Below are 14856 nucleotides of genomic sequence, written 5' to 3' on the forward strand. Positions count from 1 at the left end.
ATCTCTGTGAGGTCAACCGTGGCGTGCGGGTTTGTGCAAAGGTCTTCATACGGGGGTTGTGCAAACAGCGGCCCGTGCGCGTGCGCACCCGATGAGAGAGAGTCAAGTGTTCGACAAAGTTCTGGTTGCCAACCGCGGCGAAATCGCCATCCGCGCTTTTCGTGCGGCCTACGAGTTGGGTGCGCGCACGGTCGCGATCTTCCCGTATGAGGATCGTAACTCGGTGCATCGTCTGAAAGCGGACGAGTCGTATCAGATTGGGACGCCCGGACATCCGGTGCGCGCGTATCTGTCGGTCGACGAGGTCGTGGGTGCGGCGCAGCGGTGCGGTGCGGACGCGATCTACCCCGGTTACGGATTCCTGTCGGAGAACCAGGGCCTGGCGGCGGCGTGTGCGGCGGCCGGGATCACCTTCGTCGGGCCGTCGGCGGATGTGCTGGAGCTGACCGGTAACAAGGCGACCGCGGTTGCGGCTGCGAAGGCAGCGGGCCTGCCGGTGCTGGCGTCCTCGGAGCCGTCGTCGGACATCGACGAGCTGGTCGCATTCGCCGAGCAGATGCAGTTTCCCGTCTTCGTGAAGGCCGTCGCGGGTGGTGGCGGTCGCGGGATGCGGCAGGTGGAGCGCATCGAGGATCTGGCCGAGTCGATCGCGGCGGCGTCACGGGAGGCCGACGCCGCGTTCGGCGACCCGACGGTGTTCCTGGAGCAGGCGGTGGTCAATCCCCGCCACATCGAGGTGCAGATCCTGGCCGACACCCAGGGCAACGTGATCCACCTGTTCGAGCGGGATTGTTCGGTGCAGCGTCGCCATCAGAAGGTGATCGAGCTGGCGCCCGCGCCGAACCTGTCCGAGGAGTTGCGGGAGAAGATCTGCGCGGACGCGGTCGCTTTCGCCAAGCACATCGGCTACTCGTGCGCGGGCACTGTCGAATTCCTGCTCGATGAACAAGGCAGGCATGTGTTCATCGAGATGAATCCGCGTATTCAGGTGGAGCACACGGTGACCGAGGAGATCACCGACGTGGATCTGGTGGGTTCGCAGTTGCGGATCGCGTCGGGGGAGTCGCTGGCCGATCTCGGTCTGTCACAGGACAAGCTGCAGATCCGAGGCGCCGCGCTGCAGTGCCGGATCACCACCGAGGATCCGGCGAACGACTTCCGGCCCGACGTCGGACGTATCACCGCCTACCGGTCTCCGGGTGGTGCGGGTGTGCGCCTGGACGGCGGTGCTGTCCTGGGGGCCGAGGTCAGTGGCCACTTCGACTCGATGCTGGTCAAGTTGACCTGTCGCGGAAGGGATTTCGCGACCGCAGTGCGACGGGCACGACGCGCGGTGGCGGAATTCCGCATTCGCGGCGTCTCGACCAACATCCCGTTCCTGCAGGCCGTGCTCGACGACCCGGATTTCCAGGCCGGCAAGGTGACGACGTCGTTCATTCCCGAACGACCGTGGCTGTTGACGTCGCGCAGCTCGGCCGATCGTGGCACCAAGATCCTCACGTATCTCGCCGACGTCACCGTCAACAAGCCGCACGGCGAACGCCCGACCACCGTCTACCCGCGCGACAAACTCCCCAAGATCGACAAGTCGGTGCTCGCGAACCCGCCGGCCGGGTCCAAACAGCGACTCGACGAACTGGGTCCAGAGGGATTCGCCACGGACCTTCGCGCCCGCGAGGCATTGGGTATCACCGACACCACCTTCCGCGACGCGCACCAGTCGTTGCTGGCGACCCGCGTGCGGACCAGTGGTTTGGTGACGGTCGCGCCTTACATCGCAGCGACGACGCCACAGTTGCTGTCGATCGAATGCTGGGGTGGCGCCACCTACGACGTGGCGTTGCGGTTCCTCAAGGAAGACCCGTGGGATCGGCTTGCCCAGCTGCGTGAGGCGATCCCGAACATCTGCCTGCAGATGCTGCTCCGCGGTGCCAACACGGTTGGCTACACCCCGTACCCCCGCGAGGTGACCACCGCGTTCGTTGCCGAGGCCACCGAGGTCGGCATCGACATCTTCCGGATCTTCGACGCGCTCAACAACATCGAGCAGATGCGTCCGGCGATCGACGCGGTCCGCGAGACCGGCACCGCGGTCGCCGAGGTCGCCATGAGCTACACCGGTGATCTCGCCAACCCGGACGAGGATCTCTACACCCTCGACTACTACCTCCGGCTCGCGGAGCAGATCGTCGACGCCGGTGCGCATGTGCTGGCGATCAAGGACATGGCCGGTCTGCTGCGGGCGCCTGCCGCGACCAAGCTGGTGTCGGCATTGGTCAAGGAATTCGAGCTACCCGTCCACGTGCACACCCACGACACCCCCGGTGGTCAGCTCGCGACCTACATGGCTGCGTGGGAGGCGGGTGCGTCGGCGGTCGACGGTGCGTCCGCGGCTCTGGCCGGCACCACATCGCAGCCGGCGTTGTCGGCGATTGTCGCGGCGACGGCGCACACCGAACGCGACAGTGGCGTCGACCTGCAGGCCGTCTGTGACCTGGAACCGTATTGGGAGGCGCTGCGCAAGGTGTACGCGCCGTTCGAGTCGGGGCTTCCGGCTCCGACCGGGCGCGTGTACACCCACGAGATTCCCGGCGGACAGTTGTCGAATCTGCGGCAGCAGGCCATCGCACTGGGCTTGGGTAACCGGTTCGAGGCGGTCGAGGAGGCCTACGCCGCAGCCGACCGACTGCTGGGCCGGCTGATCAAGGTGACCCCGTCGTCGAAGGTCGTCGGTGATCTGGCGCTGGCGATGGTCGGACGTGGGATCACCGCGTCGGAGTTCGCCGCCGATCCCTCTTCCTTCGACATCCCGGACTCGGTGATCGGTTTCCTGCGTGGCGAACTCGGCGACCCAGCCGGCGGCTGGCCCGAACCATTGCGCACCCTGGCGCTCAAGGGCCGGGCCGAACCGCAGCCCACCGTCGAGTTGTCCGCGGAGGATTCCGCCGTGCTCGACAAAGCCGGCCGCGACCGCCAGGTCACGCTCAACCGGCTCCTGTTCCCCGGTCCGACAAAGGAATTCGAAGACCACTTCGAGAGCTACGGCGACACCTCACGACTGTCGGCCAACCAGTTCTTCTACGGCCTGCGCTACGGCGACGAACACCGCGTCGTCCTCGAACCCGGTGTCGACCTGCTCATCGGCCTCGAAGCCATCAGCGACCCCGACGAGAAGGGTATGCGCACCGTGATGTGCGTGCTCAACGGGCAACTGCGGCCGGTGCAGGTGCGTGACCGATCCATCGACTCCGCCGTCGAGGCTGCCGAGAAGGCCGATCGTGGCAACCCGCATCACATCGGTGCACCGTTCGCCGGGGTCGTGTCCATCTCGGTCGACGTCGGCGACGAGGTGGTTGCCGGAGCCGCCATCGGCACCATCGAGGCCATGAAGATGGAAGCCACCATCACTGCCCCCATCGGCGGCAAGGTCGCGCGTGTCGCCGTCGGACCGGTCACCTCGGTGGCGCCCGGGGACTTGCTCATCGAGATCGGCTGAGAAGCAAGCGCTTTCGCCCTTCTTGTGACCGGTCTCTACCGCTCCCTGAGGTGCGAGGAGCGATAGCGACGAGCCTCGAAGGGCCTGGCGACGTATCTCACCAGGCCCTTCGAGGCTCGCAAGCTCGCACCTCAGGGAGCGGAGCGGGATTCCGCAACGCGGGGAGCGGATTTGGGGATTCGCACCTCAGGGAGCGGGGGGAGGGGTAGCGCTCCTTTCACCTCACCTCAGCTCAGGGAGCGGCGAAACTCAGTTGCCGAAGTAGCTGACGTCGTCGTTGCCGATGAGGTCGGGGACCGTCCAGCCGTCGAGGTCGTACTCGGACAGGCACTGCTCGGCGAGACCCTTCATCTGCTCGACGCCGCCGCGGTTCTGGGCGGCGAACAGCAACTCGGCCTTGACGTTCTCGTGGTTGCCGGAGTAGTTGCGCTCGTACAGCTCGTGCCGGCCACCGAACTCGGAGCCGATCGAATCCCACAGCGCCTTCATGACTTTCACGCGATCGACGGCGGTGATGCCGTTGGAGCCGCGCACATACTTGTCCAGGTACGGCCGCACGGTGGGGCTCTTGAAGTCGGCCGCGCTCGAGGGCAGGTAGATCAGGCCCGACGCGACGTCCTGCTCGATGATCTCCTTGATGCGCGGGTAGCCCTGCATCATGAACATGCGGTAGGTGAGCCCGTACTCGAGGCGCGGGATCACGGTGTCGCCGATCCACGGCTCGGGGTTGTGGGCCATTGCGTCGGTGAGCGTCCAGAACAGGTTGCGCCAGCCGATGACCTCGCCGACGCGCGTCTGGACGCCGCGGAAGCCGCCCGAGCCGGTGCAGTCGAGGGCCTTCATCAGCAGGCCGGCGATGAAGTCGAGCTTCACGGCAAGGCGGGTGCAGCCCTGGAACGTGAAGCGCGGCAAGAAGCCTGACTGCGGGAAGAACGCGTTGATGCGGTCGACGTCGCCGTACATGAAGACGTTCTCCCACGGCACCAGGACCTTGTCGAAGACGAAGATGGTGTCGTTCTCGTCCATCCGGCTCGAGAGCGGATAGTCGAATGGGCTGCCCATCACCGCGGCCTGCTCGGTGTAGGAGCTGCGGCAGATCAGCTTGATACCGGGAGCGTCCATCGGCACCGTGCAGATCAGGGCGAATTCCTTCTTCTTGATCGGCAGACCGTAGTGGGCGATGAAGTTGTAGTTGGTGATGGCCGAACCGGTGGCGACGACCTTGGCGCCGGAGACGACGAGGCCGGCGTCGGTCTCCTTCTCGACCTTCATGAACACGTCGCCCACCTCGTCGGGCGGGAGCTGACGGTCCACCGGCGGATTGATGATGGCGTGATTCCAGTACAGGACTTTCTCCTGCGACTCGCGGTACCAGCGTTCCGCGTTGGCCTCGAACGGTGCGTAGAGGTCCTTGTTGGCGTGCAGAGTGCCCAGGAAGCTGGCCTTGTAGTCGGGGGAGCGGCCCATCCAGCCGTAGGTCATGCGCGCCCACTCGGCGATGGCGTCGCGCTCCTTGATGAGGTCTTCCGAACTGGTCGACGCCTTGAAGAACGGCATGGTGACGCCGCCGTTGCCGGTGTCGGTGGGTGCGGTCACCTTGTCCTTGGTCTCCGGGTCGTGCATCGAGTCGTAGAGCCGGGCGGTCATCCGGATCGGATTGCGGAACGCGGGATGGGTGGTGACATCCTTGACTCGCTCGCCGTGCAGCCAGATCTCGCGACCGTCGCGCAGGGACTCGATGTACTCGTCGCCGGTCATGGGGCGCGAGGCGAAGTTCTGCTTCTTGTTGGCCTCCGCGTCGGCAGCCGGATTGGTCTGTGGTGCTGCGGTCTGTGAGTCGGTGGGGCGCTCGATGGTCGTCATGATTGATACCTCTTTCTGATCGATTGATCGTGACTGTCGATGAATCGCGTTCGTGTGGAACGGTTTTGTGGTCAGGCGGGCTGGTCGAGGGTGCGCCGGAACGGTGTGAAGTCGGTGGTCGAGTCGAACCACCCGGAGTGCGGATCGTCGGCGCACAGGGTCCACAGCGAGTTGACGGTGGGTTCGCCGAGATCATGGAAAGTGCTGCGGTAGTAGAGAAGCGGGGACTTTCCGCTGGCTTCGGCGTCGACAATCTCGCCGATGAAGATGATGTGGTCGCCGCCGTCATAGCTGCGCCACGGAACGCAGCTGATGGTGGCGGCCGCGTCGCACAGAACAGGCGCGGTCGGTCCCTGTGCCCACACCGGACCGGGGGTGGCCGGGCGGCCGGCGAAGTGCATCGCGATGTCGAGCTGATCGGCGGCGAGGATGTTCACCGCGAATGGCTTGTCTTCTAAGTAGCTGCACGCCTTGGATTTTCGGGTGAGCGTGACTTGGCACAGCCGCGGCTCGAGTGAGACTGCGGTGAACGCTGTCACCGTTGCGCCGTGTGGCTCGCCGTCTGCGTTCGCGCAGGTGATGACCGTGACGCCGCTGGCGAACTGGCCGAAGACATTCTGTAGCGTCTTGCGTTCCATGTGACCTCTCCTTCCGATGAGGCAGAATGTGAGGTAGAACATAAATCGACCGCAGCCCGTCTTCGATCCGCCGAACGCGATGGGGATCCGGAATGCGCGGTGAGGTCGTGAGGAGTTGTCATGAGCCTGGTCGAGCGGCTTCGTATACCGGGTGATGCGGAGTGGGAAGCGGCCTCGGCGGCTGTGTCCGACGCGTACTTTCCACACGAACTGAGTCCTCGGGAAACGGGCAGCACGGCGATCGACGCCGACGTCGCGGTGACCGTCGTCGGGCCCCTGAGAATCGCGCGGATCGGATGGGGCGCCGAAGTGGCCATCCACTCCGACCATCCCGGCGCCTACGGCATCAATGTGCCCCTCGACGGGGTGCTCGAGACCAGCGTCGCCGGGAGCACGGTGGTCTCGACCAGCGGCTCGGCCACCATCAATCCGCCCGATACTCCGGCGGAGATCACCCGTTGGTCGAGCACGTGCACCATTCTCGGGGTCAAGATCGACCGCGATTTCCTGCAGCACGAGGTCTGTCGCGTGACAGGTGGACCCGATGCGCGTCTGCCCGACCAGCTTGATCTGCACTCGCCCGAAGGGGCGAGCTGGTTTCGGCTCGTCCAGTCGATCGCGGGTCAGCCCGACGACGACCCGCTGTTGGCCAATCCGCTTGTGGCGCAACAACTCGCCGCGTCGCTGACGGACGCATTTCTACTCGCGACGCTCACCGACGATCCGTCGGACCACAAGACCCTGCAACCTCGCATCGTCACGCGCGTGCTCGACGCTCTGCGCGCGGATCCGTCCCGCGCCTGGTCGGCGGCCGACATGGCCGAGATCGCGGGAGTCAGTGTGCGCCGCCTGCAGGAAGGCTTCCGCGAGTACGTGGGCCGCACGCCGCGCGAATGCCTCGTCGAAATCCGGCTGGCCGCGGTGCACCACGACCTGGCGTCCGGGGTCGAGTCGTCGGTGACGGACGTGGCGATGCGGTGGGGATTCACCCACACCGGACGGTTCGCGGCGGCCTTCCGGCGCAAGTACGGGGTGGCGCCGTCGCATGTCCTGCGCGATCGATGAGGTGCACACACAGAACTACCACGTACACACGAGATCCCGTGTGTACGTGGTAGTTCTCGGTGTGCGTATCAGACGAGCTGCTCGCGCATGGTCTGCGCGGCGGCGACCATGTTGGTGAGCGACTCGATCACTTCTTCGTTGCCACGGGTCTTGAGCCCGCAGTCCGGGTTGACCCACAGGCGCCGCGCGTCGACGGCCTTCAGGGCGGCCGCCAGCGACTCCTCGATCTCGCCGGTGCCGGGGACGCGCGGCGAGTGGATGTCGTAGACACCCGGTCCGACCGCATTGGAGAAGCCGACCTTGTTGAGGTCGTCGAGCACCTCCATGTGCGAGCGGGCAGCCTCGATCGAGGTGACGTCGGCGTCGAGCGCCGCGATCGCCCCGATGACCTCGCCGAACTCCGAATAGCACAGGTGGGTGTGCACCTGGGTGGTGTCGGCGACGCCCGACGTGGACAGCCGGAAAGCGGTGACGGCCCAGTCCAGGTAGGCGGGCTTGTCGGCGTCACGCAGCGGCAGCAACTCGCGTAGCGCCGGTTCGTCGACCTGGATGATGCCGACGCCTGCCTTCTCGAGGTCGACGGTCTCGTCGCGAATCGCGAACGCGATCTGATTCGCCGACTCCGATAGCGGCTGATCGTCGCGGACGAACGACCACGCCAGGATGGTGACCGGCCCGGTGAGCATGCCCTTGACCGGCTTGGCGGTCAGCGACTGCGCGTAGGTGATCCAGTCGACGGTCATCGGCGTCGGACGGCGGACATCGCCGTACAGGATCGGCGGACGCACGCAGCGGGTGCCGTACGACTGCACCCAGCCGTTCTGGGTGGCGAAGAATCCGTCGAGCTGCTCGGCGAAGTACTGCACCATGTCGTTGCGCTCGGGTTCGCCGTGCACCAGCACGTCGAGACCGATCTTCTCCTGCAGTGCAACCACATCGGCCACCTCGGCCTGCATGCGGCGTTCGTACTCCGCCTCATCGATCTCGCCCTTGCGCAGCGCGGCCCGAGCCAATCGGATGGCCGAGGTCTGCGGGTAGGAGCCGATCGTGGTGGTGGGCAGCGGAGGCAGACCCAGCTGCTCGTATTGCTGCTCCAGCCGGGCGGCGGCCTCACCGCGGGTGATGTCGGCCGACGTCACGGCCTCCAGCCGGGCGCGGACCGCCGGGTCGTGCAGCCGGTCATCGGTCTCGCGGGTGGCCAGCGCGCGCCGGCTCTCGTCGAACGCTGCTGCCTCGCTGTCGCGACCGTCGCGCACTGCGTGTGCCAGCGCCGCGACCTCGCGATACTTCTCCGACGCGAAGGCCAGCCAACCGCGCAGATTGTCGTCGAGCGCATCCTCGGCGTCGAGGGTGTAGGGCACATGCAGAGTGGAGCACGACGTGGAGACCGCAAGGTTGCCGACCGACCCGAGGATGGAACCGAGGGTTCCCAAGGCCTTGTCCAGGTCGGTGCGCCAGATGTTGCGCCCGTTGACGACACCTGCGACGACCAGCTTGTCGGCGAGCTCGGGGACGGCGGCGACGGAGTCGACGCTGCCCTCCACGAGATCGACGGCGATGCCCTCGACACCGGTGCGGGCGAGTTCGCCGAGCGCGCTGCCCGGGTCGCCGAAGTAGGTGGCGACGAGGATCGCCGGCCGGCGCGAGACCCCGGCGAGGCGTTGGTATACAGCACCGGCGAGTTGCGGCAGGCCCTCGACGGCGTCGGTGACCAGCGCGGGCTCGTCGAACTGCACCCATTCGACGCCGGCGTCGACCAAATGGTCGAGGAGCTCGAAGTAGGCGGGCAGGACGTCGTCGATGCGTGTGATCGGGTGAGCGGCGCCGTCGACCGCCTTGGCCAGCGCAAGGAACGTGACCGGTCCGACGATCACCGGCCGGGCAGCGACGCCCAGGCCGTGGGCCTGCGCGATCTCGGCGAGAACCTTCTCGGGGCGCAACCGGAACGTCGTCGAGTCGGAGATCTCCGGCACCAGGTAGTGGTAGTTGGTGTCGAACCACTTGGTCATCTCCAGCGGAGTGACGTCGGCGTTGCCGCGTGCGGCGGCGAAGTAGCGGTCGAGCGGATCGTCGATGCCGGCCACGCGCGGCGGCAGTGCGTCGAGCATGGCGGCGGTGTCGAGCATCTGGTCGTAGTACGAGAACGCGTTGACCGGGATCGAGTCCAGCCCGGCGTCGGCGAGTTCCTGCCAGGTCTGACGACGAAGATCGGCGGCGACCTTGTCGAGGTCGGTGGCCGAGACGCGTCCGGCCCAGTAGCCCTCGACAGCGCGCTTGAGCTCCCGACGGGGCCCGATCCGGGGTGTACCCAGGACAGTTGTGGTGAACCGGCGAGCCGGTGATTTCCCAGAGGTTGACATGGAAATGCTTCTCCTGCAAACGATGTGGATGGTCCACCGCCGGCAGGGAGGGTCGACAAGCCCCATCGCGCACGGCACTGCCACAGCACGATTCGTCTTCTTCGACCAGCGCCCATTCCACGAGGCGGTGAGCCACCGGACGCGGCGCGTCCGGTACCGCTGGCAGGTCTTCGGACTCGTCGGCGGGCGCGGCAGAAGGTCTCTGCTGCGCGGTCCTACTGGCCGTCGCTTCCCAGACCCGTGGTCCAGTGCTTGTGACGGCGGTCGTTCCGACATACCGCTGCGGGACAGTTCCGGATTCTCACCGGATTCCCTCTCACCCGTCCCGTGTGGGACAGGTTCGACGCCGAACGCGGGAGCAGGGGCTCCATAGTCAACCCGGTCGGCGAACCAGTTGCGTGTGCCAGGCTACCGTCCAGCTCAGTCCTGGCCAAAGGGGAGTGTGGACGCCGATTAAGCGGGGACGCCCATCGTGTGGCAGGATAGATCGGCGCGCCTCAGTTGAGGTGCGTCTGCATAAAGAGAGAAGTAAACAGCATCATGGCTCAAGGAACCGTCAAGTGGTTCAACAGCGAAAAGGGCTTCGGCTTCATCGCTCCGGACAACAGCACCGATGGTGACGTTTTCGTTCACTACTCGGCCATCCAGGGCGGCGGATACCGCAGCCTTGACGAGGCAGAGCGCGTCGAGTTCGAGGTGGAGCAGGGTCCCAAGGGTCCCCAGGCGACCTCGGTCACCAAGCTCTGACACCGACTTAACAACGACGCCGTCCGGATTTTCCGGGCGGCGTCGCTGTTGTTGTGGCGTCTCTATCCCCTACCGCAGGCCAGGTGCGAACCCTCCTCCGCTGCCTGAGGTGCGACGAGCCCTTGCGAGGAGCCTCGAAGGCCTGGCGACGTCATCTCACCAGGCCCTTCGAGGCTCGTCGACTTCGAGACGCTCCATGCTCGTACCTCGCAATGGGGCTCCTCAGCCCGGCGGCTTGCGCTCCTCGCACCTCAGGGAGCGGAAGTTGGGGCACCTCAAGGTGGAGCGGAAGTGGGGCACCTCAAGGTCGAGCGGGAGATCAACTACCCCGATACGTCGAGTACGAGTACGGGCTGAGTAGAACCGGCACATGGTAGTGCCGATCCGGATCGTCGACCTCGAAACAGATGTCGATCTCCGGATAGAAGCCGTTGATGTCGTTGTCGGCGAACCATTCTCCGGTGTCGAAGACGAGGTGGTAGATCCCCGGCACCAGCGGATCGGTGTTGACCTGACCGATACGTCCGTCGGAATCCGTACTGCCCGAGGCCAACTCGGTACCGCTCGCGTCCTGCAGGGCGACCGCCACCCCGACCGCCGGAGAGCCGGACACCGCGTCGAGGACGTGCGTGGACAACCCGGTCATCAGCCCGCCTTCTCGTCGGCGAATTGTCCGGCCGGTGCCAGCATCCGAATCAGCCTGCTGCGGTTGATCTTCGCGAGCTCCATGCGCAGCACGCGTCGTTCGGTGTCGGCGTCGTTGCGGATGCGTTCCTTGAGGATCGCGAGTAGTTCGTCGGCCGGGCGTCCGTTGGCGAAGACCAGGTAGACGTGGCCGAACTTGTCGTCGTAGGCCTTGTTCAGATCCTTCAGCTCGGTCAGCACGGCCGGGTCGGCGCCCGATACCCCGCTCTGCTCCCGCTGCGACGACGGGTTGTCGGGCCGGTCCCCGATGCGGGGATGGCCCGACAACGCCTCGTCGAGGTCGGCGTCGGTCAGCTCGGCGAGAATCAGATCCGCGTACTCGAGCAGTGCTTCCTCGTCGGCGAACGGACGTGCCCGGGCAACCCGAAGGGCCCAGATCGACGAGCTGCAGCACTCGTAGAGCGTGCTGATCGCCTGCCGTTCGCTGAGCTCGTTGAAACTCTCGAGCCCACGCCAATCCACCCGTCGCATACCCCTACCCTAAGAGAGTTCGGGCTGGCGGCTGAATCGGGCCGAGGTGATCGGATTGGCGTCGGCGACGAGATCATCGAAGCGGTAGTTGGCGATCTTCGCGATCTCGATGAGCGCAAAGGACTTCTCCGACGTCTCGGAGTTGTCCATGCGTGCCCAGCCGTTGCGCAGCACGCGGTCGTAGCGTTCGGTCTCGCGGGCACAGATCACCAGCGGGAACCCGAAGTGCTCGCGGTAGGCCGACGCGAGGTTCACCACGTTCTCGTGTTCGGTTTCCTCCAGGTGCGAGAGACCCTTGTGGTCGACCGCGATGAGCTCGCCGGTGTCCTCGTCCTCGGCGCCGAGGTCGGGGAAGGCCTGGATGAGCTGCATGTGCTGGTCGTCGCTGCCGGTGAGCATCGCTTCCTGGAACGCGCTGCGCAGATCGTGGACATCCTCGAACGGCCGCTGTTCGAAGGCGCGGTCGAGCACCCAGTCGACGTTCTGCACCACGCCACCGAAGGTCGCGCGGAACTGCTCGATCGACATCGCGTTGACCTCGTCCAGGGTGATCGCACCGCCGCCGGCAACCGCCGGGCCCTTGCGTCCGATGTGGAAGAACAAGAGGTTCAACAGGATTGCGCTGATCGCGCCCATGGTGATGCCGGTGGAGAAGGGTATCTGTAGGAAGATGTTGGGCATCGCCTGGTCCACGCCGGGCAGTGCGGGCACCTCGATCGGGGTGCCGTCCTTGGCCATCACGGTGGTGGGGGGCGAGGACTGCGAGTGCTCGACGTAGAGGGCGATGGCCAGCGACGTCGCCGAGATGATCAGGTTGCGGTGGTCGGTGAAGTCGACGGTTGTCAGGGTCTGGATGCCGACGATCGCGACCGTCGCGAACATGATCAGCGCCGCGCCGCCGAGAACCGGTGCGGGAATGGACTCGACGACCTTGGCCAGCTTGGGCAGCACACCGAGGATGATCATGATGACTCCGGCGCAGGCGACGACCCAGCGGCTCTTGACGCCGGTCAGACGCACCAGTCCGACGTTCTCGGAGAACGCGGTGTAGGGGAACGAGTTGAACGATCCGCCGATCACGGTGGCCAGGCCGTCGGCGCGAACGGTCGCCGCGACGTCTTCCTTCTTGATGCGCTTGCCGACGATCTCGCCGGTGGCGAAGACCGAACCCGTCGATTCGACGATGACCACGAGCAGCACCACGATGAGCGACACGATCGCGACGATGTCGAAGCGTGGCCAGCCGAAGGCGAACGGCGGGGTGAAGCCCAACCAACTCGCTTCGCCGACGCTGCTGAAACTGGCGTCACCGAGCAGCCACGCGACGAAGGTGCCGGTCGCGAGGCCGACCAGAACGGCGATGGTGGCCATGAACCCGCGGAAGAACCGCTGCATCAACACGATCAGCAGAATCGTCCCCAGTGCGTACATGATCCAGCGCGGATTGGCGGGGTCGTGGTCGTGCGTCGCGGGGTCGGTCACCGCGTCGCCCGCGCCGATCGGCAACAGGCAGATACCGATGATGGTGATCAGCGTGCCGGTCACGACCGCGGGCAGGAATCGGATCAGTTTGGCAAAGAACGGCGCGATCAGGAAGGTGAACACACCGGCCGCGATGACGGCGCCGTAGACGGTCTGCAGGCCGACGCGAGCCGCGTGCTCGCCGGTGCCGGCGTTGTCGTTGGCGATTTTGATGACCGGAGCCAGAGTCGCGAAGGTGATGCCCTGCAGCAGGGGTAGGCGGACGCCGATCTTCCAGAAGCCGACCGCCTGCAGCAGCGATGCGATGCCGCAGGTGAAGAGGTCGGCGGTGATCAGCATGGTCAGCGCTTCGTCGTCGAGATTGATGGCGCGCGCGATGAGCAGCGGGACGAGGACGGCGCCCGCATAGAAGGCGACGACGTGCTGGGCGCCGAGGGCGACCATCTTGCCGAACGGCGGCACCTGGTCGACGGGATGGATGCGCTTCTTCGGCGTCTTGGGGGTGGCTGCTGGTATTGCATCCGTCGCCATGATGTTCTCCTGGGTCGTGCGTTTGGGGGTTGCGGCGTCTGGGGTGTGGCAGGCGAGTTCGCCCTGCCACCGGGCACGCAGGAGCGAACATCGCGATCATCGACCGGCAGCTAAATAGTGGACCCGGTGTGCGAACCTCGCTGGGTGGCGGATCGTATATTGCGACCGGGTAAAAGGTGCGGATCGGACATCGATCAGCGGTGATCGGAGGCGGCTGTGGGCGAGAGTGACGTGGAGGTCGGCGGACCTGTCGGACGCTCCGGAAAAGTGCTGGGTGTGGTGCTCGCCGCCGGTGCCGGCACTCGATACGGAATGCCGAAAATACTTGCTCACCAAGGGGAATGGCTGACAATCGCGGTCTCCGCGCTGCGGGACGGAGGGTGCCCGGAGGTGATGGTCGCCATGGGTGCCGCAGTGGTGTCGGCGCCGGCGGGAGCATCGGCGATCGTCGTCCCCGACTGGTCGGATGGAATGGGGTCGACGGTCGCTGCTGTGCTTCGCGCCGCACGCAATGAGTCCGGACTGGCCGGAGTTCTTTTACATGTTGTTGACACGCCGGATGTGGGCGCGGACGTCGTTGCCCGGGTGCTCTCGGCAGCCGAAGGCCACCGCTCAGTGTTGGCACGAGCGGTATTCGACGGCCGCCCCGGGCACCCGGTCTACATCGGGATCGATCACATCGATGGCGTGCTCGCCGTGGTCGGCGGCGAGGTCGGAGCCAGGGCCTACCTACGCGACCGTGCGGATGTCGTGGACGTCGAATGTGGGGATCTCGCGACGGGGGCCGATGTCGACGTCGAATGAGCCGACGCGTCGTCGCCGGCGCTCTGCGGTGTCAAGACCAGCATGACGGTGTCGAGCGTCCTTGTGGCGTCCACTCTGCCGCGGTCGTGTCCGACAAGTCGGGGTTGGGTGGTCCGGAAGAACACCGAACTCAGCAGCAGGTAGGCGAGCGCACCGGCATCGGCCTCGGGATTCGCGAACCCGGCAGCCTGGGCGTCTTCGATGAAGCCGGTGATCGCGGCCAGTCCGTGCTGGGGGCCGTAGTCGTTCTCCGCCATCACTGCGTGGATGTCGGTGCGGAGGTCCGCGTCGGCCTGGGTGGCGAAGAGGACGTCGAGCCCGGATTCGAGGAAGTTGCCGACGGTCTCGGTGAAGTAGGCGATGCCGGCGCGCAGGTCGTCGAGGTTCTGCGGTGGTTCGGGCGGCAGCGTCTTGAATTGCAGCAGGGGCCGCAGCGACTCGTCGAAGACGGCCTTGATGAGCCCCTTCCGATCGCCGAAGTGATAGAAGATGGTGCCCTCGGAAATGCCCATGCGGGAGGCGATTTCGCGTGTGGTGAGACGGGCGATGCCGCGTTCGGCCAGCACTTCGACGGCGGCGGCGACGATCTCGTCGCGGCCGGTCTTCGGGGGTCGTCCTCGGCGCATCACACCGGCCACACTAGCTGACCTCTGTCAAGTTCTTGAGTGAGAACTCAAAATATGTCACGCTCTAT

At 65.9% G+C, this 14856-nt stretch carries 11 protein-coding genes and 1 riboswitch; of the genes, 4 read left to right on the plus strand and 7 right to left on the minus strand.

Annotation, left to right across the window (positions count from 1 at the left end; all coding sequences use genetic code 11):
• The first annotated feature begins 106 nt into the window (after window positions 1–106).
• Window positions 107–3496: a pyruvate carboxylase gene (locus tag MKW15_RS13335; protein ID WP_240858842.1), complete on the plus strand. Its 3390-nt coding sequence runs from the start codon at window positions 107–109 to the stop codon at window positions 3494–3496.
• Between the two features lie 249 nt (window positions 3497–3745).
• Here MKW15_RS13335 and MKW15_RS13340 read toward each other — a convergent pair whose 3' ends face one another.
• Entirely contained in the window at window positions 3746–5359 is a 1614-nt protein-coding gene (locus MKW15_RS13340; RefSeq protein ID WP_240858844.1) for a 4-hydroxyphenylacetate 3-hydroxylase family protein, read from the minus strand.
• 71 nt (window positions 5360–5430) lie between these two features.
• Window positions 5431–5997 carry a flavin reductase family protein gene (locus MKW15_RS13345; RefSeq protein ID WP_240858846.1) on the minus strand — a complete coding sequence of 189 codons (567 nt, stop codon included), beginning with the start codon at window positions 5995–5997 and terminating at the stop codon, window positions 5431–5433.
• Window positions 5998–6117: 120 nt separating this feature from the next.
• Between MKW15_RS13345 and MKW15_RS13350 the strand changes: the two genes are divergently transcribed.
• A complete protein-coding gene (locus tag MKW15_RS13350) occupies window positions 6118–7062 on the plus strand; it encodes an AraC family transcriptional regulator (RefSeq protein WP_240858848.1) in 945 nt (314 codons plus the stop codon).
• A 68-nt stretch (window positions 7063–7130) separates the two neighbouring features.
• On the opposite strand, the gene metE is transcribed toward MKW15_RS13350, so the two are convergent.
• On the minus strand, window positions 7131–9422 hold the full coding sequence (metE, locus tag MKW15_RS13355) for a 5-methyltetrahydropteroyltriglutamate--homocysteine S-methyltransferase (protein WP_240858849.1): 2292 nt from the start codon (window positions 9420–9422) through the stop codon (window positions 7131–7133).
• 164 nt (window positions 9423–9586) lie between these two features.
• Window positions 9587–9760: riboswitch (cobalamin riboswitch) on the minus strand.
• A 202-nt stretch (window positions 9761–9962) separates the two neighbouring features.
• Here metE and MKW15_RS13360 point away from each other — a divergent pair.
• Window positions 9963–10169 carry a cold-shock protein gene (locus MKW15_RS13360; protein WP_240858851.1) on the plus strand — a complete coding sequence of 69 codons (207 nt, stop codon included), beginning with the start codon at window positions 9963–9965 and terminating at the stop codon, window positions 10167–10169.
• 319 nt (window positions 10170–10488) lie between these two features.
• On the opposite strand, the gene uraH is transcribed toward MKW15_RS13360, so the two are convergent.
• Genes uraH through MKW15_RS13375 form a run of 3 tightly spaced genes read right to left on the minus strand, consistent with a single transcriptional unit; the run spans window position 10489 to window position 13358 of the window.
• Window positions 10489–10815 (minus strand): hydroxyisourate hydrolase, encoded by a 327-nt coding sequence (gene uraH, locus MKW15_RS13365; RefSeq protein WP_240858861.1) that lies wholly within the window; start codon window positions 10813–10815, stop codon window positions 10489–10491.
• Complete coding sequence (uraD, locus tag MKW15_RS13370) at window positions 10815–11345, minus strand: 2-oxo-4-hydroxy-4-carboxy-5-ureidoimidazoline decarboxylase (protein WP_240858868.1); 531 nt, start codon at window positions 11343–11345, stop codon at window positions 10815–10817. The genes uraH and uraD overlap by 1 nt, the downstream gene beginning before the upstream one ends.
• A 9-nt stretch (window positions 11346–11354) precedes the next feature.
• Window positions 11355–13358 (minus strand): solute carrier family 23 protein, encoded by a 2004-nt coding sequence (locus MKW15_RS13375; protein ID WP_240858870.1) that lies wholly within the window; start codon window positions 13356–13358, stop codon window positions 11355–11357.
• Window positions 13359–13589: 231 nt separating this feature from the next.
• Between MKW15_RS13375 and MKW15_RS13380 the strand changes: the two genes are divergently transcribed.
• Entirely contained in the window at window positions 13590–14162 is a 573-nt protein-coding gene (locus MKW15_RS13380) for a nucleotidyltransferase family protein (RefSeq protein WP_374247125.1), read from the plus strand.
• Here MKW15_RS13380 and MKW15_RS13385 read toward each other — a convergent pair.
• Window positions 14084–14788 (minus strand): TetR/AcrR family transcriptional regulator, encoded by a 705-nt coding sequence (locus MKW15_RS13385; protein WP_240858980.1) that lies wholly within the window; start codon window positions 14786–14788, stop codon window positions 14084–14086. The two genes, MKW15_RS13380 and MKW15_RS13385, sit on opposite strands and share 79 nt — an antisense overlap.
• Window positions 14789–14856 lie beyond the last annotated feature (68 nt).

The organism is Gordonia gummivorans, from assembly GCF_022513585.1.
Classification (GTDB): Bacteria; Actinomycetota; Actinomycetes; order Mycobacteriales; family Mycobacteriaceae; genus Gordonia.

Excerpts from the sequence above, each read along its gene's own strand:
- MKW15_RS13340 (WP_240858844.1), bottom strand. The coding sequence starts at position 5,359 with ATGACGACCATCGAGCGCCCCACCGACTCACAGACCGCAGCACCACAG.
- MKW15_RS13345 (WP_240858846.1), bottom strand. The coding sequence starts at position 5,997 with ATGGAACGCAAGACGCTACAGAATGTCTTCGGCCAGTTCGCCAGCGGC.
- MKW15_RS13350 (WP_240858848.1), top strand. The coding sequence starts at position 6,118 with ATGAGCCTGGTCGAGCGGCTTCGTATACCGGGTGATGCGGAGTGGGAA.
- metE (WP_240858849.1), bottom strand. The coding sequence starts at position 9,422 with ATGTCAACCTCTGGGAAATCACCGGCTCGCCGGTTCACCACAACTGTC.
- MKW15_RS13360 (WP_240858851.1), top strand. The coding sequence starts at position 9,963 with ATGGCTCAAGGAACCGTCAAGTGGTTCAACAGCGAAAAGGGCTTCGGC.
- uraH (WP_240858861.1), bottom strand. The coding sequence starts at position 10,815 with ATGACCGGGTTGTCCACGCACGTCCTCGACGCGGTGTCCGGCTCTCCG.
- uraD (WP_240858868.1), bottom strand. The coding sequence starts at position 11,345 with ATGCGACGGGTGGATTGGCGTGGGCTCGAGAGTTTCAACGAGCTCAGC.
- MKW15_RS13375 (WP_240858870.1), bottom strand. The coding sequence starts at position 13,358 with ATGGCGACGGATGCAATACCAGCAGCCACCCCCAAGACGCCGAAGAAG.
- MKW15_RS13385 (WP_240858980.1), bottom strand. The coding sequence starts at position 14,788 with ATGCGCCGAGGACGACCCCCGAAGACCGGCCGCGACGAGATCGTCGCC.